Raw genomic sequence first — 20,498 nt, 5'->3', positions numbered from 1 at the left:
GCAAAAAGAGTGGCCCGACCGCCAGCCCCGCCTTCTTCTCAACGAAGCACCTTCTTCTTGACGAAACCGCCTACACGGACAACAACGCCCGCATGCTGAATCAGACCAAACCGGATCCCGTTCGGTCGTCCTTGCTGGACAAGGCACAGGCGCAAGGCATCCGCCACGGCTATTTCACCCGCGTCGGCGGTGTCTCCAGGGGCATCTATCAGGGCCTCAACATCGGCACCGGATCGAATGATGACCAGGCGCTGGTGGCCGAGAACCGCGGCCGTGTCGCCGCCTGGATGGGTGTACCGGCAACCCATCTGTTGACCGCCTGGCAGATCCATTCGCCCGATGTCATCATCGCCCGGGAGCCCTTTGCGGGCGAGCGCCCCAAGGCCGACGCCATCGTCACCGACCGGCCGGGCATCGCCATCGGCGCCTCGACCGCCGATTGCGGTCCGGTGCTGTTCGCGGATGCGCAGGCGCGCGTCATCGGCGCCGCACATGCCGGTTGGAAAGGCGCTTTCACAGGCGTGCTCGAAAACACCATCCTCGCCATGGAAAGCCTCGGCGCCCGTCGCGACAACATCGTCGCCGTGCTCGGCCCCTCGATCGGCCCGCAAAACTATGAAGTCGGGCCGGAATTCGTCGCCCGCTTTGTCGAGGCCGACGCCGAAAATAGCAGCTATTTCGCGCCTTCGGCCAACGCCGGCCATGCGATGTTCGACCTCAACCGCTACACGGTCGACCGGCTGGCCAAGGCCGGCGTGACGGCCGAGGGCCTCGACCGCTGCACTTATGCCGAGGAAGATCTGTTTTACTCCTACCGGCGCACCACGCACCGCAAGGAGCCCGATTACGGCCGGCAGGTTTCGGCAATCGTTTTGGAGAGACAATAATGGCGCTGCATTTTGAACGATCGGAATTCGACGCGCGGCGCGACCGGCTGATGATCGAGATGGCCGAGAAGAAGCTCGACGCCATCCTGCTGTTCGCGCAGGAGAGCATGTACTGGCTGACCGGCTACGACACGTTCGGCTTCTGCTTCTTCCAGTGCCTGGTGGTGAAGGCCGACGGTTCGATGGTGCTTCTGACCCGCTCGGCCGACCTGCGCCAGGCGCGCCAGACATCGATCATCGACAACATCGTTCTGTGGACCGACCGCAACGGCGCCAATCCGGCGGTCGACCTGCGCAACCTGCTCAACGAGCTCGACCTGCTCGGCGCCCGCATCGGCGTCGAATACGACACTCATGGCCTGACCGCCTTCAACGGCCGCCGCTTGGATGAGCAGTTGCAGACCTTCGGCCAGATCGCCGATGCATCCGGCATTGTCGGCCGGCTGCGCCTGTTCAAGAGCCCGGCCGAGATCGCCAAGGCCGAGAAAGCCGCCAATCTCTCCGACGACGCGCTCGATGCGGCCTTGCCGCTGATCAAGCAGGGCGGCGACGAAGCCCTGATCCTGGCCGCCATGCAGGGCGCGATCTTCGCCGGCGGCGGCGATTATCCGGCCAACGAGTTCATCATCGGTTCCGGCGTCGACGCGCTGCTGTGCCGCTACAAGGCCGGCCGCCGCAAGCTCACCAAGAACGACCAGCTGACGCTCGAATGGGCCGGCGTCTTCAACCACTACCATGCGCCGATGATGCGCACGGTGCTGACCGGCAAGGTCTCGAAGCGCCATCAGGAGCTGTTCGACGCGGCCCGCGCTGCTCTTCTGGCCGTCGAGAAGGCGATGACGCCGGGCAACAGCTTCGGCGACGTGTTCGATGCCCATGCCCGCACCATGGAGGCACACGGCCTGACCAAGCACCGGCTAAACGCCTGCGGCTACTCGGTCGGCGCCCGCTTCACGCCGTCCTGGATGGACATGCCGATGTTCTACCAGGGCAACCCCGAACCGATCGCGCCGAACATGACGCTGTTCGCCCACATGATCATCATGGATTCCGACACCGAGACGGCAATGACGCTTGGCCGCACCTACCTGACCACCGAATCCCAGCCGAAGCCCCTGTCCCGCCATGATCTCGACTTGATCGTACAGTGAATCCATAATGGGAGGCGTTCTTCTCCAAGGAGTTAGAAGGCAAATGAGACGATCGCATGTGACGACCGTGTCATTGCTTGTGGCATTGGCTCTTGGCGCCTGCACCAACGCAAAGGACGTGCTCGAACCGTCGGCGATCACCCCGCCGGCGACATCGGCACAGACGCAGCCCGCCACGCCGGGCAACGCGGCAACAGCGGTTCCGGCACCGGCCCCGCCTGCCACCAGCACGGCGAGCGCTCCAGCAACCACCACCACACCGGTCACATCAGCCCAAAGCGCTGCCATCCTGTCGAAGACCCGCCTGCAGATCGCGCCGATCGTCGGCGCGTCGGTGGAAGCCGCGACACCGCTGACGGCGGAGTTGCAGACCCGCGCCAGGCAGCGCGGCATTACATTGGCCGGCAGCGCTGACGCAGCCGCGACCCATGTGCTTAAAGGCTATTTCTCGACGATGTCGGAAGGCGCGGACACCACAGTCATCTATGTCTGGGACGTTTATGATCCGGCCGGCAACCGCCTGCACCGCATCAACGGCCAACAGAAGGCGCCTTCGGTCAATTCCGGCGGCAGCGGGGGCGGCGACAGCTGGAAGGCGGTCTCACCGGCCACCATGCAGGCGATCGCCGACCAGACGATCGACCAATTCGCGGCCTGGCTTGGCGGCAAGGCTGGCTAGGGGCATCGGACCAAAAGTGGAAACGGTCTTGGGAAAATCCGATGCCCAAACGAGAGGAGGAGCAGCGGAAGTCCGCTGCTTCCTGTTGCCTGCCGGCGAAGGCGCGGAGCTTTCTTGAGTTTAGCCGGCGGATTCCCGATCTCGGCGCTTGCAATACCGGCGCGGGCCGCTAAAAGCCCGGTTAAAGGGCGCAAGCGAGTCCGTCAGGGCTTTCCATCCTCCACCAGGAACGGTGCATGAAACTCTTCGCGGGCAATTCCAACAGGGTGCTGGCCGAAGCGGTCGCCCGGTACCTCAACGTCCCGCTGGGCAAGGCCACTGTCAGGCGCTTCGCCGATCAGGAAATCTTCGTCGAAATCCAGGAAAATGTGCGCGGCGAGGATGTCTTCATCCTGCAGTCGACATCGTTCCCGACCAACGATCACCTGATGGAACTGCTCATCATGATCGATGCCTTCATGCGCTCGTCGGCCAAGCGCATCACGGCGGTGATCCCGTATTTCGGCTACGCCAGGCAGGATCGCCGCGCCTCCGGCCGCACTCCGATCTCGGCCAAGCTGGTCGCCAACATGATCACCCGCGCCGGCGTCGACCGCGTCTTGACGCTCGACCTGCATGCCGGCCAGATCCAGGGCTTCTTCGACATCCCGACCGACAATTTGTTTTCCGTGCCGGTCATGGCCCGCGACGTGAAGGCAAAATACAAGCAACTCGGCAACGTCGTGGTGGTATCGCCCGATATTGGCGGCGTGGTACGGGCTCGCGCGCTTGCCAAGCGCTTCGATGCACAGCTCGCCATCGTCGACAAGCGCCGCGAGCGTCCCGGTGAATCGGAAGTCATGAACATCATCGGCGCGGTCGCCGGCAAGGATTGCCTGCTGATCGACGACATCGTCGATTCCGGCGGCACGCTGTGCAACGCCGCCGATGCGCTGCTGGCCAACGGCGCCACCAGCGTCACCGCCTATATCACGCACGGCGTGCTGTCGGGCGGTGCGGTTGCCCGCATCAGCGGCTCGAAATTGCAGGAACTGGTGATCACCGATTCCATCCAGCCGACGCAAGGCGTGCTCGACGCTCCCAACATCCGCGTCATCTCGATCGCCGATCTGATGGGCGAAGCCATCTCGCGCACGGCGACCGAGGAATCGGTGTCGAGCCTCTTCGACTAAGACCGATACCTGACCTTACGGCGCAGGACTCTCCAATCGAACCGGGCCAATCAGGCGGCGAGCGACTTCGACGCTTTCGCGTGCGCCACGCATATAGCCACGCGGCGACGCGCCCAGCATGCGTTTGAACATGGTGATGAAGGCCGGCACACTGTCATAGCCAAGATCGAGCGCCACCCTGGTGATCGGTTCGCCATCGGCCAGCCGCGGCAGCGCCGCGAACAGGCAGGCTTGCTGGCGCCATGTCGACAGCGACAGGCCGGTCTGGCGCTGGAAGGCGCGGGTGAAGGAGCGGCGGCTCATGCCGGCGGCATCAGCCCACTCGTCGATCGTCGCGTGCGGCGAAGGTGCGGCGACGAAGCGCCGGCATAGCGCCGACAGCCTGGGATCGGACGGAAACGGCAAGCCGAGCGGCCGTTCCGGCAGAGTCGGGATTTCGTGCAGCAGCAGTTTCATGATCAACCCGCCGCGCCCTTCCAGCTCGCCGCCCTGTGGCAGCTTTTCCGATTCCACGATCAGGCTGTGCATCAGGTCGGTGACGCCGACGACGCGCAAGCCTTCGGGCAGCCCGGGGATCGCCTGCGGCATGACATAGACCGAACGCATCGAGACATCGCCCAGCATCTCGACGGAATGCTCGGTGCCGGCTGGAATCCACATCGCGTGGTCGGGCGGCACCATCCAGCGCCCGTAGCGCGTCGTCACCAGCACCACGCCAACCAGCGCATGCAGCAGCTGGCTGCGGCTGTGGCGGTGTTGCGGCACACGGTAACCGTCCGGATATTCGGTCGGCAGCGCCACCGCCGGCCCGGCCACTTGCTCCAGCCACTGCCAGCGGCTCTCGTGCAACTGACCGAGACTGGCATTGCCAGCGTGAAAGACCTCTTTGCCGTGCGGCATCCTGTATGGCCCACTTGCGAAACTATTGGACCAAAGCACGAAAGAAGTCGTGCGGCAAGCGGCTTATAAGGCACAGTCCTTAAGGGCGGCCGCAGGAGCGTCCGTCTACTGCCTGCGGGCGTGCCCGCCAAAAAGACCACGGAGCCTACCTTGACCGATACGACAGCCGCCAGCGTCGCCCCACCGGCGAGCGCCAGTCACGCTTCAGCCCAGGCGACGGCCTTCACCGTCATCCTGGCGGTGAGCTTCTGCCACTGCATCAACGACATCATGCAGTCGCTGCTATCGGCCATCTATCCCCTGCTGAAAGAGAACTACGGCCTCGACTTCTGGCAGATCGGCCTCCTGACCTTCACCTTCCAGGTGACCGCATCGCTGCTGCAGCCGGTGATCGGCATGATCACCGACAAGCGGCCGATGCCCTATTCGCTGCCCTACGGCATGGCGTCATCGCTGATCGGCCTGGTCGTGCTCGCCTATGCCGGGCATTATTCGCTGCTCCTGATCGGTGCCTCGCTGATCGGTATCGGTTCGGCGATCTTCCACCCGGAATCCTCGCGCATCGCCCGCTTCGCCTCCGGCGGCCGTTTCGGCCTGGCGCAGTCGCTGTTCCAGGTCGGCGGCAATTTCGGCCAGTCCATGGGACCGCTGCTGGCCGCCTTCATCGTCGTGCCCTTCGGCCAGACCAGCATATCCTGGTTCGCCGTCGGCTCGCTGATCGGCATCATCGTTTTGTGGCAGGTCGGCGGCTGGTACAGCCGGCTGCGCGCCGCACAGGGCAACCGCAAGACGGCGAGCTTCGTCTCGCCCTTCCCGCGCCGCAAGGTGATGTGGGCACTGGCGGTGCTGACGCTGCTGGTGCTGACCAAGAACGCCTACATCGCCAGCCTCGCCAGCTACTACACCTTCTATTCCATCCATAAGTTCGGCGTTTCGGTGCAGATGTCGCAGGTCATGCTGTTCCTGTTCCTCGGCGCCTCGGCGCTGGGCATCCTGCTCGGCGGCCCGTTCGGCGACCGCTATGGACAGAAGGCGATGATCTGGTTCTCCATCGTCGGCGTGCTGCCCTTCACGCTCGCCCTGCCCTACGCCAATATGGAATGGACGATGGTGCTGACGGTGCTGATCGGCCTGATCCTATCGTCGGCCTTCTCCAACATCGTCGTCTTCGCCCAGGAACTGGTGCCGGGACGTGTCGGCATGATCGCCGGCATCTTCTTTGGCTTCGCCTTCGGCATGGGCGGCATCGCGGCTGCCGTGCTTGGCGTCGTCGCCGACATGAAGGGCATCGATTATGTCTTCCAGATCTGCTCGTATCTGCCGCTGCTTGGGCTGCTGACGGTGTTCTTGCCGAACATGAAGGAAGCCAGGAAGGCTCAGGCGGCCGCTGCAACCCGCTAGACCTGAACCGGGCGAGAAAGCCACCCGCCCGATGGCGGGTGGCTTTTTTCTTCGAAAATATTCTAGGCCTTGAAGAAGGCCAAGAGGTCGGCATTGATGACATCGGCATGGGTCGTCGCCATGCCATGCGGGAAGCCCTTGTAGACCTTGAGCTCGCCCTTCTTGAGCAGCTTGATCGTCAGCAATGCCGAGTCGGCGATGGGAACGATCTGGTCGTCGTCGCCATGCATGACCAGCACCGGCACGTCGATCGCCTTCAGATCCTCGGTAAAGTCGGTCTCCGAGAAGGCCTTGATGCAGTCGTAGTGCGCCTTGGTGCCGCCCATCATGCCTTGGCGCCACCAATTGTCGATGATCCCTTGCGAGACCTCCGCGCCCGGACGGTTGAACCCATAGAACGGACCGGCCGGAACATCGCGGAAGAACTGGGCGCGGTTGGCTGCCTGGGCAGAACGGAAGCCATCGAAGACCTCGATCGGCAGGCCGCCGGGATTGGATGCGGTCTTGAGCATGATCGGCGGCACCGCGCCGATCAGCACCGCCTTGGCGACACGGCCCTCGGCGCCGTATTTGGCGACATAGCGCGCCACTTCGCCGCCGCCGGTCGAATGGCCGATATGGATGGCGTTCTTGAGGTTCAGATGGGCGGCGAGTTCCGCGACATCGGCGGCGTAGGTGTCCATCTCATTGCCGATATCCGTCTGGGTCGAGCGGCCGTGACCGCGGCGGTCATGGGCAATGACCCGGTAGCCTTGTGCCAGGAAGAACAGCATCTGCGCGTCCCAATCGTCGCTGCTCAACGGCCAGCCGTGATGGAAGACAACAGGCTGCCCGGTGCCCCAGTCCTTGTAGTAGATCTGCGTTCCGTCCTTGGTGGTGATCGTGCCGCTGCCGGAGCTGGGCTTGGTCTGCGAGGTCATCTCAATCTCCGTTCTGTTGTTTCGCGATAAACAATATCGCGATAACGATATTGCTAACGCAGCCTGAAATCCTTGTCCACAAAAATATGTATCGCGATATTATTTTTCGTGGTAGGCAATTAACGATCAGTCGGCAAAAGGAATGCGCCGTGCCTCTCCCGTTGGACAATCAACTCTGTTTCACGCTCTACGCCACCAGCATGGCGATCAATCGTACCTACAAGCCGATGCTGGACAAGATGGGGATCACATACCCGCAGTACCTGGTGCTCAACGCGCTGGCGGAAGCCGACGGTATGTCGGTCGGCACGGTCGCCCACAGGCTCGCTTTGGAATCGAGCACCGTCACGCCGTTGGTAAAGCGGATGGAGCAGGCTGGCCTGGTGACCCGCCAGCGCAGCCAGGTCGATGAGCGCCAGGTGCAGGTCGATCTAACCGCCGCAGGGCGCGCGCTGCTGGTCCAGTGCAACTGCCTGAACGAGACCTTGATCGAGCGCTCGGGCATGACGCTGAGCGAGCTCGATGCGCTGAACCAGCAAATCCAGGCGCTGCGCAATGCCTTGAGCGGCAATCAGGAGTAGCCGAGCCCAGCCATCTACATCGCTGAAGCCGGAGGGATCCTGCGCAGCGGCTTCAGATCGCGCGGTGGCGGAGCGCCAAAGAAATGCCCCCAAGCCACGGTGCCACCGCCCGCATCGTCATCATGCGGACTTAAGCACGGTGAATGACCGTTTGCGCATGGACCGCTTTGCCTGAAAACTGACGGCGGGAGCGGGGCGGCCGACATGGAAGCCCTGGATCTTGTCTATGCCGAATTCGCGCATAAGGGTCATCTGTTCGTCGGTTTCCACCCCTTCGACCAGGATCTTGTGGCCGCGATTTCGAACCAGGGTGATAATGTCCTGGAGCATTGCCTTGCCGCTCGGGGCGCTGCAGTCGTGCAGAAACGAACGGTCGATCTTCACCGTATCGAAATCGATCAGACGAAGCCACGAAAGGCCCGCGAAGCCCGTCCCAAAGTCATCGAGCCATATCTTGATCCCGAGCAGCTTCAGGTCGCTGATGCAGCGCAGTATGTCCGAATGCATCTCCATCTCCAGTCCTTCGGTGATTTCGAAGGCCAGCCTGCTGCCGGCGACGCCGGTCTCGCCCAGAATGGTCGCGACAGACGTTGCGAAACCGGGCGTCTTGAGCTGGATTGGAGAGACGTTGACACTGACGACACGAACGTGGTCGTCCGCCAGGAGTTCGGCGCACACTGTCCTTATTGCCCAGCGCCCGAGTTCCAGGATAGCGCCTGTTCGTTCCGCGACGGGAATGAACAGGCTCGGCGGAACCGATGTGCCATCCAGCATTTTGAGGCGCATCAGAGCCTCTACGGCTTCAACCCGGTCCGTTTTGATATCCTGGATAGGTTGATAAACGAGTGAAACGAGGTTCTGGCCGATAGCGATCTTCAGCAAAGCCGCAATGTTCTCACTCTCGTCGCTGCTCTGGGGATCGGTTGGGTCGAAAAGCCGGGCACAGTTTCGGCCACCGGCTTTTGCCAGATAGAGCGCGCGATCGGCCTCGTGAATGATCTTCTCCAGCTTGGCGCCGGTCTGCGTCCTGGTGAATGCAGCGCCAACGCTCACCGTCACGATCGAGACGCCGTCGCGCCGCAGTTCGTGGGTAAGCGCCAGATTCTCCACCGTGCTGCAAATGGCTTCCGCGATATCCAGGATCTGCTCTTTTTTCTCCATGCGAGCCAGGACGATGAACTCTTCACCACCATAGCGGCCGATGGAGCCATTATACTGCTTGATCATATCGCTAAGCGCATTGGCGACATGGATCAGGCAGCGGTCGCCTTCTTGATGGCCGTAGCAGTCATTGAACTTTTTGAAGAAGTCCACGTCGATGAGGATCGCCCCAAAACTGGTGCCAACCTTTTGCCAGTCACTCCAGTAATCCCGCAGCTTCTCGTCGATCGCCCGCCGGTTCTCCAGGCCCGTAAGCGGATCGGTCCGCGACAATCTCAGCAGGGCCTTACCGCGTTCAGTCGCCTCGTTGTGCTGAATTTTGGCTTCCAGGGCGTTCAGGAAGACGTTGTAGCGTTCCTCATTCAGTTTCCAGTTCACATATGAGGTGAATGTGAAACAAGAAACGTAGAAAGCTCCAAATACCATTTTGTATGTTATGGTAGAAGGCACGAAATAGTTTACGATATAAAGTATACATAGAATTATTGCAGAAGTTACTATCGAAAGTCTAAAATTGAACGTGAAGAAAAGATTGGCACTCATCATGAAGATAGTGCCGAAGACCATATAGTAGGAGACGCTTTCCTTGTCCGCACCGAAAACAGCAGGGCACAGCCAACCGACATAGCCAAAGATGATGGCTCCGGCGCATGTCACGTCGAGCCATTGCGTTGCGACACCCCGGCGAAGCTGTTCTTCCAGGATCAAAAGCGCGGTCAGTCCGACCGCGAAGCGCGCCGTGATCGTATAGACGGCCACATCTGGAATCAGCAGCAGATCCGTTGCCGAAAACAAGAGATAGATGACAACGGCGATCCAAAGCCCTGGCCGGGCATCCCCCCTCCGCGTCGCGTGAGCTTCCGTGCGGTAAAGGGCGCGGAGTTCGTCCGCCCCCAGTTCGTAACGCTGTTCGTACGGTTCCGTGTGAGCACTATCGGCCAACGCGGATGACGCGTGATCGTTCATCACAGCAAACCCCGTTTGATGGGGATTTTCGGCACCGAACTCATTTCTAGTTTCTGCCCCCACGCAGGCCGACTCCCTGGGACGCGACAGCGATTGCGACGCTACGCATACAAATGCAATCGCGCAGGACAAGTTTCCGTTAACTCGAACCTGGAATCCGACCCGGAAGATGTGCAATGAATAAAGATAGTTAGCGGGAAATTAATCATACCGCTAAAATGCGCTCGGGACGTCATTGGCAAATGGAGCATTCTACGCAATAAGTTAACTGACTGTTAACTATGGAGTGATGGCGTGCAGACCGTTCTTGATGGCAAAAGCTTGATTACTGCCGAGATGCTGGCCGGCAGCCTCCCTCGAGGGAAGCTCGAGCATCATGGCGAAGCGTTCGAAACCGCTCGCGCGGAGCTGGCGCTCATTCTCCACGCGACACACCAGCAAGTCGAACAGAGCAAGGATCCCGCCGAAATCGTTGGGCGCCTGCTCTCCTACTTAAGCGCGCTGCGTTCCAAGGTTCATCCCGACGTTTGGCATGCATTGATACCGGTGGCGCAGAACCACCCGATCCTGAAGTACTTTCTCGAGGATCCGCTGACCCACTGGTCCTTCACCAAGCCCCGGGGCTATTCCGGCGACGCGCAGTTGCTCGACTACATCTATTGTGATCCCCACGTGGCAGAGAGCGTGGCGAGCGCCTCGGAGATCGGCAAAGCCCTTTACAGCCACACCCAGAACGTACCGTCATGCGTCGCTGCACGGGAACGACGCGATCTCTTGACCCGATATGTCGATGAGATCGCGGCCAAGAACGGACCCCAAACCGAGGTCCTGGCGATAGCGGCCGGCCATTTGCGGGAGGCCAATCGCTCGGTCGCCCTGGCGGAGGGCCGTCTCAAGCGTTGGGTTGCGCTCGACCAGGATCCCCAGAGCGTCGGGCTGATCGCGCGCGACTTCCAGGGCACCGCGGTCGAGGCCATCGACGGCTCGGTGCGAACCGTGCTGACGAGAGGCCACAAACTGGGCAAGTTCGACTTCGTCTACGCCTCCGGCCTCTACGACTACCTCGCCCATAACGTCGCCGTGAAGCTCACGAAGACGTGCCTGCAGATGTTGAAGCCGAACGGGACATTCCTGTTTGCGAACTACGCCGAGGGCACCCCTGACGCCGGATACCGGGAGACGTTCATGGACTGGGTGTTGCTGCTGCGGTCGGAGGTCGATATGTGGAACATCGTCAATGCCAGCGTCGACCGCAACGCCGTCGACGCGCAGGTGTTCTTTGGCGAGAACCGCAACGTGCTCTATGCCGTCATCGAAAAGCGCGGATAATCGCCGCCCCGGACCGCGCGCCGGCGGGCGAGCCTTTGGCTTGCACCCCCGGCCGCCTTCGGCTATAGAGCCGCCACCCGCGTAGACACCCTTGGAGGCAACGCGGCGGAAGGCCGCCTTCCCGCATGATCCCGAAAAGTGGATTCCGGTTTTCGGACCAGATCATGCATGGGTATGTCGGCTTTCGACGTTTACGGTCCAGGCACTCTGCTAACCGTGAGCGCTCCAGAACAAACCGAAAGGAAATGCCATGAGCCACGACACTTACGAGCTCAAGGCCGAAGCACGCGAACAGGTCGGTAAGGGGTCCGCCCGTGCAGTTCGCCGCAACGGTAAAGTGCCTGCAGTAATCTATGGTGACAAGCAGCCTCCCCTGGCTATCGCACTCACCTACAAGGACATCTACTACAAGATCCATGGCGGCGGGTTTCTGACCACGATCGCCACGATCGATGTCGACGGCAAGAAGATCCAGGTCCTGCCGAAGGACTTCCAGCTCGACCCGGTCAAGGATTTCCCTGTCCATGTCGACTTCCTGCGCATCGGCAAGGACACCCAGGTCAATGTCGACGTGCCTGTCCACTTCATCAATGAAGAGAAGTCGCCCGGCATCAAGCGCGGCGGTGTGCTCAACATCGTGCGTCACGAAGTCGAGTTCCACTGCCCGGCCAATGCGATCCCGGAATTCATCACCGTCGATCTCACCGGCGCCAACATTGGCGACTCGATCCACATCTCGGCGGTCAAGCTGCCGGCCGGTGTGAAGCCTGTGATCTCCGACCGCGACTTCACCATCGCGACCATTGCCGGTTCGTCGGCGATGAAGCCGGAGACGGAAGAGACGGCTGAAGTGGCTGCACCCGAAGCGGCTCCTGCCGCCGAAGAGAAGTAACTCTTTCCCGCCCGGAGCAGACGATGCTTGTCTTTGCAGGCCTCGGCAATCCGGGCGCGAAATATGCCAACAACCGTCACAATGTCGGTTTCATGGCAGCGGACGCAATCGCCCGCCGCCATTCCTTTTCACCCTGGTCGAAGAAATTCCAGGGCCTGATTTCAGAAGGCACGCTTGGCGGCGAAAAGATCGTCCTGATCAAGCCGCAAACCTTCATGAACCTGTCCGGCCAGTCCGTCGGCGAAGCACTGCGCTTCTACAAGCTTGAGCTTTCCGCACTCACCGTCTTCTATGACGAGATCGACCTTGCCGAAGGCAAGCTGCGCATAAAGACCGGCGGCGGTGCCGGCGGCCATAACGGCATTCGCTCGATCGACGGCCATGTCGGCAACGCCTATCGCCGCGTGCGCATCGGCGTCGGCCATCCCGGCGTCAAGGAAATGGTCCAGCATCATGTGCTTGGCGATTTCGACAAGGTCGATCGCGAATGGCTGGAACCGCTGCTCGATGCGATCGCCGACAATGCCGCCATGATCGTCAAGGGCGACGAATCCGGCTTCATGAACAAGGCCAGTCTCGCCGTCCAGGGCAAGGCCGGCGCCGAACCGGAAAAGCCGGCGCAGAAGCAGCAGGGCTCAAAGCAGCAGAGCCACATCCGCCAGGCCCGCCCGCAACAGGCGCCCGCCAAGCTGCCGGAATCCGGCCCGATGGCCGCGATGCTGAAGAAGCTGTTCGGCGGCAAGGACTGAGCAGGATCGGCGCCGCAGGGCTTGACGTTGATCACCCCGATCGCCCATAGCCCTGATCAAATTTCTATTTTCCCGATAGGACCGGACAAAAATGGGTTTCAAATGCGGCATCGTTGGCTTGCCCAACGTCGGCAAGTCGACGCTTTTCAATGCGTTGACCAGGACGGCGGCGGCGCAGGCCGCCAACTATCCGTTCTGCACCATCGAACCGAACACCGGCGAGGTGGCGGTGCCTGATCCGCGCCTGCAGAAGATCGCGGCGATCGGCAAGTCGAAAGAGATCATCCCGACCCGCATCTCCTTCGTCGACATTGCCGGCCTGGTGCGCGGCGCCTCGAAGGGCGAAGGGCTGGGCAACCAGTTCCTCGCCAACATCCGCGAGGTCGACGCCATCGTGCATGTGCTGCGCTGTTTCGAGGACGACGACATCACCCATGTCGAAGGCCGCATCGACCCTGTTGCCGACGCCGAGACGGTCGAAACCGAGCTGATGCTCGCCGACCTCGACAGCCTCGAGCGCCGCATCGTGCAATTCCGCAAGCGCGCCGGCAGCAAGGACAAGGAAGCGACCACCGTGCTGCCGATGATGGAGGCAGCGCTCGAACTGCTGCAGGCCGGCAAGCCGACCCGCATCCTGCTCAAGGGCATCTCGGCGGAAGATCTGCGCATCCTGCAGGGGCTGAACCTTCTGACCTCGCACCCCGTGCTCTACGTCTGCAATGTCGCCGAGGCAGACGCCGCCACCGGCAACGAGCACACCAGCGCCGTGGAAAAGATGGCCGCCGCGCAGGGCGCGGGCACCGTGGTGATCTCGGCAGCGATCGAGGCGGAAGTCGCCCAGCTCTCGGACGAGGAAGAGATGGAATTCCTGTCCTCGCTGGGCCTCGACGAACCCGGCCTGAACAAGGTCATCCGCGCCGGCTACGATCTGTTGCATCTGATCACCTATTTCACCGTCGGGCCGAAGGAGACGCGCGCCTGGACCATCCACAAGGGCGACAAGGCCCCCCAGGCGGCCGGTGTGATCCACACCGACTTCGAACGCGGCTTCATCCGCGCCCAGACCATCGCCTACAATGATTTCATCACGCTTGGCGGCGAAGTGGCGGCCAAGGAAGCCGGCAAGGCGCGTGACGAAGGCAAGGAATATGTCGTCCAGGACGGCGACATCCTGCTGTTCAAGTTCAACACCTGATGGCAGCAGCACGTTCAAACTGAGTGCTTGGGAAGCCACTGCCTGCCCGCTCTGTAGACATCCATAAAGTGAACAATTTCAATCTGAAGATAAATTCCATTATGTGAACAAATTCCTATTCCATTTCTTAATGGCGCATTTACCCTGTTCGGGCACTGTCTCGTCGCGAGGGAAACTATATGGCCGACACATCTATCGAATGGACAGACGCGACCTGGAATCCGGTCGCCGGCTGCACGATTCTTACCGCTGGATGCACTAATTGCTATGCCATGCGTATGGCGGCGCGACTGGAAGCCATGGGCGTCGAGAAGTACGCCGGCCTTACCCGTAAAACTGGTGGCCGCTCAAAATGGACGGGAAAGATAAACCTAGATCGTGCCTCGCTTCTTATTCCGGCCACATGGTCCAAGCCTCGCCGTGTCTTCGTCAATTCAATGTCCGATTTGTTCCATGCCGATGTGCCGCCAGAATTTATCCGTGACGTGTGGAATATCATGGAGGAAACGCAACGTCACACATATCAAATCCTGACGAAGCGCCCTGACCGAATGGCCGATATTTTGTTAAAGGAAGACTTCAAGGTGCTTCCCAACGTTTGGCTAGGGACAAGCGTTGAGGATGGTCGAGTGCTTCATCGTATTGATGAGCTTCGGTTGGTGCCCGCAGCAATCAGGTTCGTTTCCTACGAACCGTTGATTGGATCGGTTGCGGGTGCCAGGTTGGAAGGCATTCATTGGGCAATCGTTGGTGGTGAAAGTGGCCCGAACGCGCGACCAATGGATCCGAAGTGGATCGATGAGATTTTCGATCAATGCACGGACTCCGACGCTACCTTCTTCTTCAAGCAGTGGGGCGGCAAGAATAAGAAAGCAGCAGGTCGGACCTATCGTGAGCGCACATGGGACGCCATGCCGGAACTGAGAATATGATCTCCGAAACGTTTGGCCAAACGAACTGCCGCGTCTGACGGGTTAGCTATAGCAAAGAACAGGGAAAACCGCTGAGGCTTCTGAACAGGCGGCAGAGGAAACGGTCTAAAACCAGCGGGAAAATCTCCTTTAGTCGGTTTTTCACATATGCCTCCAAGCCGGCTACGTCAGCGTTGCGTTGACGAATCTCGGGTTTCTCTAAGCCTTCCAAAAAATCATTGGGCGCCTGCACGGTGCTGTACAATTCGTCTTCCCAAGCAGATGTTCCGAGCATTCTCGTCAAGGCACGACGCTTGACTTCGTCGACAGCACTAATGTTTCGTGCTGCTTGACGATATAGACCCGAGAGCGGAAAAAGATACCAGACGTCGATGGCTTTTGTATCAGCGATTGCCTTGAGAGTATCCCATTCAACTTCCATTCCATAGGGATCCAAGAACATTACCGCTCGCGTCTGCCTCCAGCCATCCCACTTGATCTCGTCTTGGATCAATCGGTTGGCATCGCCATTTAGCACGGTAATGTCCCGCCCTTTGTAGATGTCGCGCAACGCTTCCAATGCTTCACAATGCTCATGGCTATGATCCATGAACACAAACCGGTCGAATCCAGGTGTAATATCAAGGGCAATACGGGCCGAGCCGCGGCGTGTTTCCGTTCTAGCAGGAGCGGGCGCATCGAAAAGATCGCCATCGCGAGCCTCGACCCTAACGGTCCGCGACCCTGTTCCCGCGAAAGCATCAATATACCAGAGTTGAGAAAACTTCCCTCGAAGTGCGGCAGTGTAAGCCTTCAGATATTTCTCAACCAACTCCAGTTTTATTTCTGTATGCTGACCACCAAATTCGTGATCTGTACCTGTCGTCATTTTATCCCCCAAAGCCCAGAAAATAAAACGCCGAAAATAGCAAACTGTCTAGCGATCGAGTAACGAATTGAGTAACGACAAGGCGGGCACTCGCTCGACGAACCCGGCCTGAACAAGGTCATCCGCGCCGGCTACGATCTGTTGCATCTGATCACCTATTTCACCGTCGGGCCGAAGGAGACGCGCGCCTGGACCATCCACAAGGGCGACAAGGCCCCCCAGGCGGCCGGTGTGATCCACACCGACTTCGAGCGCGGCTTCATCCGCGCCCAGACCATCGCCTACAATGATTTCATCACGCTTGGCGGCGAAGTGGCGGCCAAGGAAGCCGGCAAGGCGCGTGACGAAGGCAAGGAATACGTTGTCCAGGACGGCGACATCCTGCTGTTCAAGTTCAACACCTGACGCCTCAAGCGGCCGGGTATCCAACCATCCCGGCGAGCTTCTTTCTCGACGAGTTCTTCCGAGCGGCCGACGCCCATCCGCCGGGCAGCCGCTTGTCTTGATTTTGTCATGCCACAGGTCTAAGCGGCAGGCGCGAGGTCGGCGCTGGCGCCGAGAACCGTGCAATCCGACACGACGCGTCAATCCGAACGCACCCTTTGGCCCCCAGCAAGGGAGACCCGGCGATGATCAAGGCCTTCGTCGTGGACAATGACCGCCTGCGCGCTGTCGACGATCTCTTGGCAAACAGCGACAATGTCGTCTGGGCCGATTTGCTCAACCCGACCAAGGAAGAGGAAGCGGCGATCGAGACCTGGCTCGGCGTCGCCATTCCAACGCGCGAGGAGATGGAGGAGATCGAGATTTCGAGCCGCCTCTACGTCGAGGATGGCGCCTACTTCATGACCGCCACCCTGCCCGCCCAGACCGAAATCGACGATCCCCTGATGTCGCCGGTCACCTTCGTGCTGGCCGGGACCAGGCTGATCACCGTGCGCTATCACGAACCGAAGGCCTTCAAGACCTTTCCGCAGCGCGCCGAGAAGGTGGCGACCGGCTGCACCAGCGGCGACACCATCCTGATCGGGCTGCTGGAGGCGATCGTCGACCGTCTCGCCGATATTCTGGAACGCGCCGGCCGCGACATCGAAGTAATCTCGCGCGACATCTTCGAGGCGCGGTCGACCAAGGTCTCCAAGCGCAACCGCGACTTCCAGGAGCTTTTGAAAGCTATCGGCCGCAAGGAGGACATCGCCTCCTCGATCCGCGACAGCCTGATCTCGCTGCAGCGACTGGCCGGCTTTTTCGCCCATGCCTCGACCCGCACCAAGATGAGCAAGGACACCAAGGCGCGCATCAAGACGCTGTCGCGCGACGTGCTGTCGCTCGCCGACCACGCCACCTTCCTGTCGCAGAAGATCTCCTTCCTGCTCGACGCGACGCTTGGCATGATCTCGATCGAGCAGAACGCCATCATCAAGATCTTCTCGGTTGCCGCCGTCATCTTCCTGCCGCCGACGCTGGTCGCCTCGATCTACGGCATGAACTTCGACGTCATCCCCGAGCTCAAATGGGAACTGGGCTATCCCTTCGCGATTGCCATGATGGTGTTGTCGGCGATCCTGCCGTTCTGGTATTTCCGTCGCCGCGGCTGGCTCTGATCCGACCGCCAAAGGCCATGCAGCCACGACTTGGCGCTATAGAAATCTCTTGACCAAATGTGCTGCGGCCTGCATCCGGAAACCCATCGTCAGCCGGATTTCAGACCATGACTGCAAAAACAAAAACCTGGGCCTATGAGGATTTCGTCGAGGGTGCGTCGCTCGATCTCGGTAGCAAGCTGGTGAGCGCCGCCGAGATCGTCGAATTCGCCACAGAATTCGACCCGCAGCCGATGCATCTCGACGAGGAAGCCGGCAAGGCCAGCATCCTCGGCGGTCTGGCGGCGTCCGGCTGGCACACCTGCGCCGTGTTCATGCGCATGCTGTGCGATGCGTTCCTGCTGGATTCGACCTGCCAGGGTGCCCCCGGCGTCGATCAGGTCAAATGGAAGAAGCCGGTCCTGGCCGGCGACCGGCTCACCGGCACTCTGGTGGTTGTTGCCAAGCGCCTGTCGAAATCGAAGCCGCAACTCGGCTTCGTGACCATGCGCAGCGAGATGTTCAACCAGCGTGGCGAAAGCGTCTTCGAGCTTGAGAATTCCGTCATGTTCCTGACGCGCGATGCCGCAGGGTATCAGGCATGACGCTCGACGAGTTCTTCCGCATCGGCACCACGGTGACACTCGGCTCGCACATATTCGAGCCCGAGGCGATCAAAGCCTTCGCCCGCAAATACGACCCGCAGATCTTCCATGTCGACGAGGACGCAGCGAAGAAGAGCGTACTCGGCGGGCTCTGCGCGTCCGGCTGGCATACCGCCGCCACCTGGATGAAACTCAATCTCGAAAACCGCATGGATGCCGAGGTCGCCGCGTGGAGTGGGCCCGGTCCGGTACCGGAATTCGGCCCCTCGCCCGGCTTCAAGAACCTGAAATGGCTGAAGCCGGTCTATGCCGGGCAAACCATCACCTTCACACGCACGGCACTGTCCCACCGCCCGATCGCTTCACGCCCCGGCTGGCGCCTGCTGGCGCTGCGATGCGACGCTTTTGAGTCGGCCGGCGACAAGGTGCTCGAGTTCGAGAGCGCGGTGCTGGTGAAGGTGGAGTAGTGAATGGTGAATGGTGAATGGTGAATGGTCAGTAGTCAAGGCGTCTGTCATCGAAGCTGATATTCACTATTCACTATTCACTATTCACTATTCACTATTCACTATTCACCATTCACTAATGCCCCTCGAACCCAATCAGCGTCCGCACCGGCACGCCGAGCGCTTCGAGCTTGGCGCGGCCGCCGAGGTCCGGCAGGTCGATGACGAAGCAGGCGGCGAGGATGTCGGCGCCGATCTGGCGCAGCAGCTTGACCGCCGCCTCTGCCGTGCCTCCCGTGGCGATCAGATCGTCGACCAGGATCACCTTCTCGCCGGGCGAAATACCGTCCTTGTGCATCTCCATTTCGTCCAGCCCGTACTCCAGGCTGTAGGCGACGCGCACCGTCTCGAAAGGCAGCTTGCCCTTCTTGCGGATCGGCACGAAACCGGCCGAGAGCTGATGGGCAACGGCGCCGCCGAGGATGAAGCCGCGCGCCTCGATGCCGGCGATCTTGTCGATCTTCTGGCCGGCATAGGGATGCACAAGCTCGTCGATGGCGCGGCGGAAGGCGCGCGCATTGCCGAGCAGCGTGGTGATGTCGCGAAACAGGATGCCAGGCTTGGGATAGTCCGGAATGGTGCGGATCGCGGCAAGCAATGTGTCTTCGAGGGAGGATTTCATGGTTCGAGATTACCTGAATCGGAGGTTCTTGCGCGACAATTGTTCGATCGAACTGCAGCCCATCAGCTTCATGCCGCGTTCGATCTCGACCCGCATCTGTTCAAGCGCGCGTTCGACGCCGGGCTGGCCGGCCGCTGCCAGCGGGAACAGGTAGTAGCGCCCGACGCCGACGGCCTTGGCGCCGAGCGACAGTGCCTTGAGCACATGCGTGCCGCGCTGCACGCCGCCATCCATGATGACGTCGATCCTGTCGCCGACCGCATCGACGATCTCGGCAAGCTGGTCAAACGCCGCCCGCGAGCCATCCAGCTGCCGCCCGCCATGGTTCGACAGCACAATGCCGCTGCAGCCGATGTCGACGGCGCGCCTGGCATCCTCCACCGACATGACGCCCTTGAGGCAGAACGGACCCGACCACAGCTTGACCATCTCGGCGACGTCGTCCCACGTCATCGACGGGTCGAGCATCTCGGTGAAATAGCGGCTGATCGACATCGTGCCGCCGCCCATATCGACATGCTCGTCGAGCTGCGGCAGCTTGAACCCCTCATGGGTGAAATAGTTGATCGCCCAGGCCGGCTTGAGCGCGAACTGCAGCATGCCGGCCAGGTTGAGCTTGAAGGGAATGGCAAAGCCGGTGCGCTTGTCGCGCTCGCGGTTTCCCCCGGTGATGCTGTCGACGGTCAGCATCATCACTTCGACGCCAACGTCCTTTGCCCGCTGCATCATCGCCCGGTTGAGGCCGCGATCGCGGTGGAAATAGAACTGGTAGACCTGCGGGCTGCTGCTGATCCTGCGCGCCTCTTCGAGGCTGACGGTGCCAAGCGAGGAGACGCCGAACATGGTGCCATATTTGGCGGCGGCCTTGGCGACCGCGCGCTCGCCCTGATGGTGGAACAGCCGCTGCAAGGCGGTCGGCGAGCAATAGAATGGCATCGCCAGCTTCTGGCCCATGACCGTCACCGACATGTCGATCTCGCTCACCCCGCGCAGCACGTTGGGGACCAGGTCGCAGGTCTCGAAGCTCTCGGTGTTGCGGCGGTAGGTGACCTCATCGTCGGCCGCGCCGTCGATGTAGTTGAAGATCGGCCCGGGCAGCCGCTGCTGCGCCATGCGGCGGAAATCGGAAAAGTTGTGACAGTCGCTGAGCCGCATCATCGAATTCCAAACATCATGCCGGGGGCAATTCTTTCGTCAAAGATGCTGCGTGGCATACCAATCACAGGGCGCCGTGCCAACGGACCTGTTCGACGACCGCACCTGACCACCCGGTTCGCCAGCCCCCGGTTTCAGCAAAAAGGGCGCCTCTCAGCGTAATGCGGTTCACTTAAGAACCTTAACGATCTTGAATTGGTAGCGTTGGGGCGGTTTTTTAACGACACGGGGGCATGTTCGCCCC

General features: G+C 60.8%; 20 protein-coding genes and 1 pseudogene. 15 read left to right on the top strand and 6 right to left on the bottom strand.

Annotated features, from left to right (window positions below):
- Window positions 1–92 precede the first annotated feature (92 nt).
- The 4 genes from pgeF (at window position 93) to NKJ06_RS04605 (ending at window position 3,889) form a co-directional block, all read left to right on the top strand.
- Window positions 93–887, top strand: coding sequence for a peptidoglycan editing factor PgeF (gene pgeF / locus NKJ06_RS04620; protein ID WP_352809252.1), 795 nt, complete (start codon window positions 93–95; stop codon window positions 885–887).
- A complete protein-coding gene (locus NKJ06_RS04615) occupies window positions 887–2,038 on the top strand; it encodes a M24 family metallopeptidase (RefSeq protein ID WP_292184807.1) in 1,152 nt (383 codons plus the stop codon). The genes pgeF and NKJ06_RS04615 overlap by 1 nt, the downstream gene beginning before the upstream one ends.
- Window positions 2,039–2,081: 43 nt before the next feature.
- On the top strand, window positions 2,082–2,717 hold the full coding sequence (locus tag NKJ06_RS04610) for a hypothetical protein (protein WP_352627612.1): 636 nt from the start codon (window positions 2,082–2,084) through the stop codon (window positions 2,715–2,717).
- 236 nt (window positions 2,718–2,953) lie between these two features.
- Window positions 2,954–3,889, top strand: a complete 936-nt coding sequence (locus tag NKJ06_RS04605) for a ribose-phosphate pyrophosphokinase (RefSeq protein ID WP_013530002.1) — start codon at window positions 2,954–2,956, stop codon at window positions 3,887–3,889.
- Between the two features lie 15 nt (window positions 3,890–3,904).
- On the opposite strand, the gene NKJ06_RS04600 is transcribed toward NKJ06_RS04605, so the two are convergent.
- Window positions 3,905–4,789 (bottom strand): AraC family transcriptional regulator, encoded by an 885-nt coding sequence (locus NKJ06_RS04600; protein ID WP_352627611.1) that lies wholly within the window; start codon window positions 4,787–4,789, stop codon window positions 3,905–3,907.
- 150 nt (window positions 4,790–4,939) lie between these two features.
- On the opposite strand from NKJ06_RS04600, the gene NKJ06_RS04595 reads away from it, so the two are divergent.
- Complete coding sequence (locus tag NKJ06_RS04595) at window positions 4,940–6,190, top strand: MFS transporter (protein ID WP_352627610.1); 1,251 nt, start codon at window positions 4,940–4,942, stop codon at window positions 6,188–6,190.
- 62 nt (window positions 6,191–6,252) lie between these two features.
- On the opposite strand, the gene NKJ06_RS04590 is transcribed toward NKJ06_RS04595, so the two are convergent.
- Window positions 6,253–7,110: an alpha/beta fold hydrolase gene (locus NKJ06_RS04590; protein ID WP_352627609.1), complete on the bottom strand. Its 858-nt coding sequence runs from the start codon at window positions 7,108–7,110 to the stop codon at window positions 6,253–6,255.
- 149 nt (window positions 7,111–7,259) lie between these two features.
- Between NKJ06_RS04590 and NKJ06_RS04585 the strand changes: the two genes are divergently transcribed.
- Window positions 7,260–7,691 (top strand): MarR family winged helix-turn-helix transcriptional regulator, encoded by a 432-nt coding sequence (locus NKJ06_RS04585; RefSeq protein ID WP_352627608.1) that lies wholly within the window; start codon window positions 7,260–7,262, stop codon window positions 7,689–7,691.
- Between the two features lie 120 nt (window positions 7,692–7,811).
- On the opposite strand, the gene NKJ06_RS04580 is transcribed toward NKJ06_RS04585, so the two are convergent.
- Complete coding sequence (locus NKJ06_RS04580) at window positions 7,812–9,818, bottom strand: putative bifunctional diguanylate cyclase/phosphodiesterase (RefSeq protein ID WP_352627607.1); 2,007 nt, start codon at window positions 9,816–9,818, stop codon at window positions 7,812–7,814.
- 294 nt (window positions 9,819–10,112) lie between these two features.
- On the opposite strand from NKJ06_RS04580, the gene NKJ06_RS04575 reads away from it, so the two are divergent.
- From NKJ06_RS04575 to NKJ06_RS04555, 5 genes are all read left to right on the top strand, one after another.
- Window positions 10,113–11,147 carry a class I SAM-dependent methyltransferase gene (locus tag NKJ06_RS04575; RefSeq protein ID WP_352627606.1) on the top strand — a complete coding sequence of 345 codons (1,035 nt, stop codon included), beginning with the start codon at window positions 10,113–10,115 and terminating at the stop codon, window positions 11,145–11,147.
- A 250-nt stretch (window positions 11,148–11,397) separates the two neighbouring features.
- Window positions 11,398–12,039, top strand: coding sequence for a 50S ribosomal protein L25/general stress protein Ctc (locus NKJ06_RS04570; RefSeq protein WP_352627605.1), 642 nt, complete (start codon window positions 11,398–11,400; stop codon window positions 12,037–12,039).
- Between the two features lie 23 nt (window positions 12,040–12,062).
- Window positions 12,063–12,788 carry an aminoacyl-tRNA hydrolase gene (pth, locus tag NKJ06_RS04565; protein WP_352627604.1) on the top strand — a complete coding sequence of 242 codons (726 nt, stop codon included), beginning with the start codon at window positions 12,063–12,065 and terminating at the stop codon, window positions 12,786–12,788.
- 91 nt (window positions 12,789–12,879) lie between these two features.
- Complete coding sequence (gene ychF, locus NKJ06_RS04560; RefSeq protein ID WP_023760727.1) at window positions 12,880–13,983, top strand: redox-regulated ATPase YchF; 1,104 nt, start codon at window positions 12,880–12,882, stop codon at window positions 13,981–13,983.
- Window positions 13,984–14,162: 179 nt separating this feature from the next.
- On the top strand, window positions 14,163–14,915 hold the full coding sequence (locus NKJ06_RS04555) for a DUF5131 family protein (protein WP_352627603.1): 753 nt from the start codon (window positions 14,163–14,165) through the stop codon (window positions 14,913–14,915).
- A 46-nt stretch (window positions 14,916–14,961) separates the two neighbouring features.
- Here NKJ06_RS04555 and tcmP read toward each other — a convergent pair whose 3' ends face one another.
- A complete protein-coding gene (tcmP, locus tag NKJ06_RS04550; RefSeq protein ID WP_352809250.1) occupies window positions 14,962–15,783 on the bottom strand; it encodes a three-Cys-motif partner protein TcmP in 822 nt (273 codons plus the stop codon).
- A gap of 93 nt (window positions 15,784–15,876) precedes the next feature.
- Here tcmP and NKJ06_RS04545 point away from each other — a divergent pair.
- From NKJ06_RS04545 to NKJ06_RS04530, 4 genes and pseudogenes are all read left to right on the top strand, one after another.
- Window positions 15,877–16,188: pseudogene (locus NKJ06_RS04545) on the top strand (DUF933 domain-containing protein); the annotation flags it as partial.
- Window positions 16,189–16,412: 224 nt separating this feature from the next.
- On the top strand, window positions 16,413–17,387 hold the full coding sequence (gene corA / locus NKJ06_RS04540; protein ID WP_352809248.1) for a magnesium/cobalt transporter CorA: 975 nt from the start codon (window positions 16,413–16,415) through the stop codon (window positions 17,385–17,387).
- Between the two features lie 107 nt (window positions 17,388–17,494).
- Complete coding sequence (locus NKJ06_RS04535) at window positions 17,495–17,971, top strand: MaoC family dehydratase (RefSeq protein WP_352664018.1); 477 nt, start codon at window positions 17,495–17,497, stop codon at window positions 17,969–17,971.
- Window positions 17,968–18,438 carry a MaoC family dehydratase gene (locus NKJ06_RS04530; RefSeq protein ID WP_352809246.1) on the top strand — a complete coding sequence of 157 codons (471 nt, stop codon included), beginning with the start codon at window positions 17,968–17,970 and terminating at the stop codon, window positions 18,436–18,438. The genes NKJ06_RS04535 and NKJ06_RS04530 overlap by 4 nt, the downstream gene beginning before the upstream one ends.
- A gap of 115 nt (window positions 18,439–18,553) precedes the next feature.
- Here the strand turns inward: NKJ06_RS04530 and NKJ06_RS04525 are convergent, their stop codons facing one another.
- Both NKJ06_RS04525 and NKJ06_RS04520 read right to left on the bottom strand, forming a co-directional pair.
- On the bottom strand, window positions 18,554–19,099 hold the full coding sequence (locus tag NKJ06_RS04525) for an adenine phosphoribosyltransferase (RefSeq protein ID WP_352664022.1): 546 nt from the start codon (window positions 19,097–19,099) through the stop codon (window positions 18,554–18,556).
- Window positions 19,100–19,108: 9 nt separating this feature from the next.
- Window positions 19,109–20,254: an alpha-hydroxy acid oxidase gene (locus NKJ06_RS04520; protein ID WP_352664024.1), complete on the bottom strand. Its 1,146-nt coding sequence runs from the start codon at window positions 20,252–20,254 to the stop codon at window positions 19,109–19,111.
- Window positions 20,255–20,498: the final 244 nt, after the last annotated feature.

It is taken from the genome of Mesorhizobium sp. M0293, assembly GCF_040321735.1.
GTDB lineage: Bacteria > Pseudomonadota > Alphaproteobacteria > Rhizobiales > Rhizobiaceae > Mesorhizobium.
This window is presented reverse-complemented; position numbering and strand designations above follow the sequence as displayed.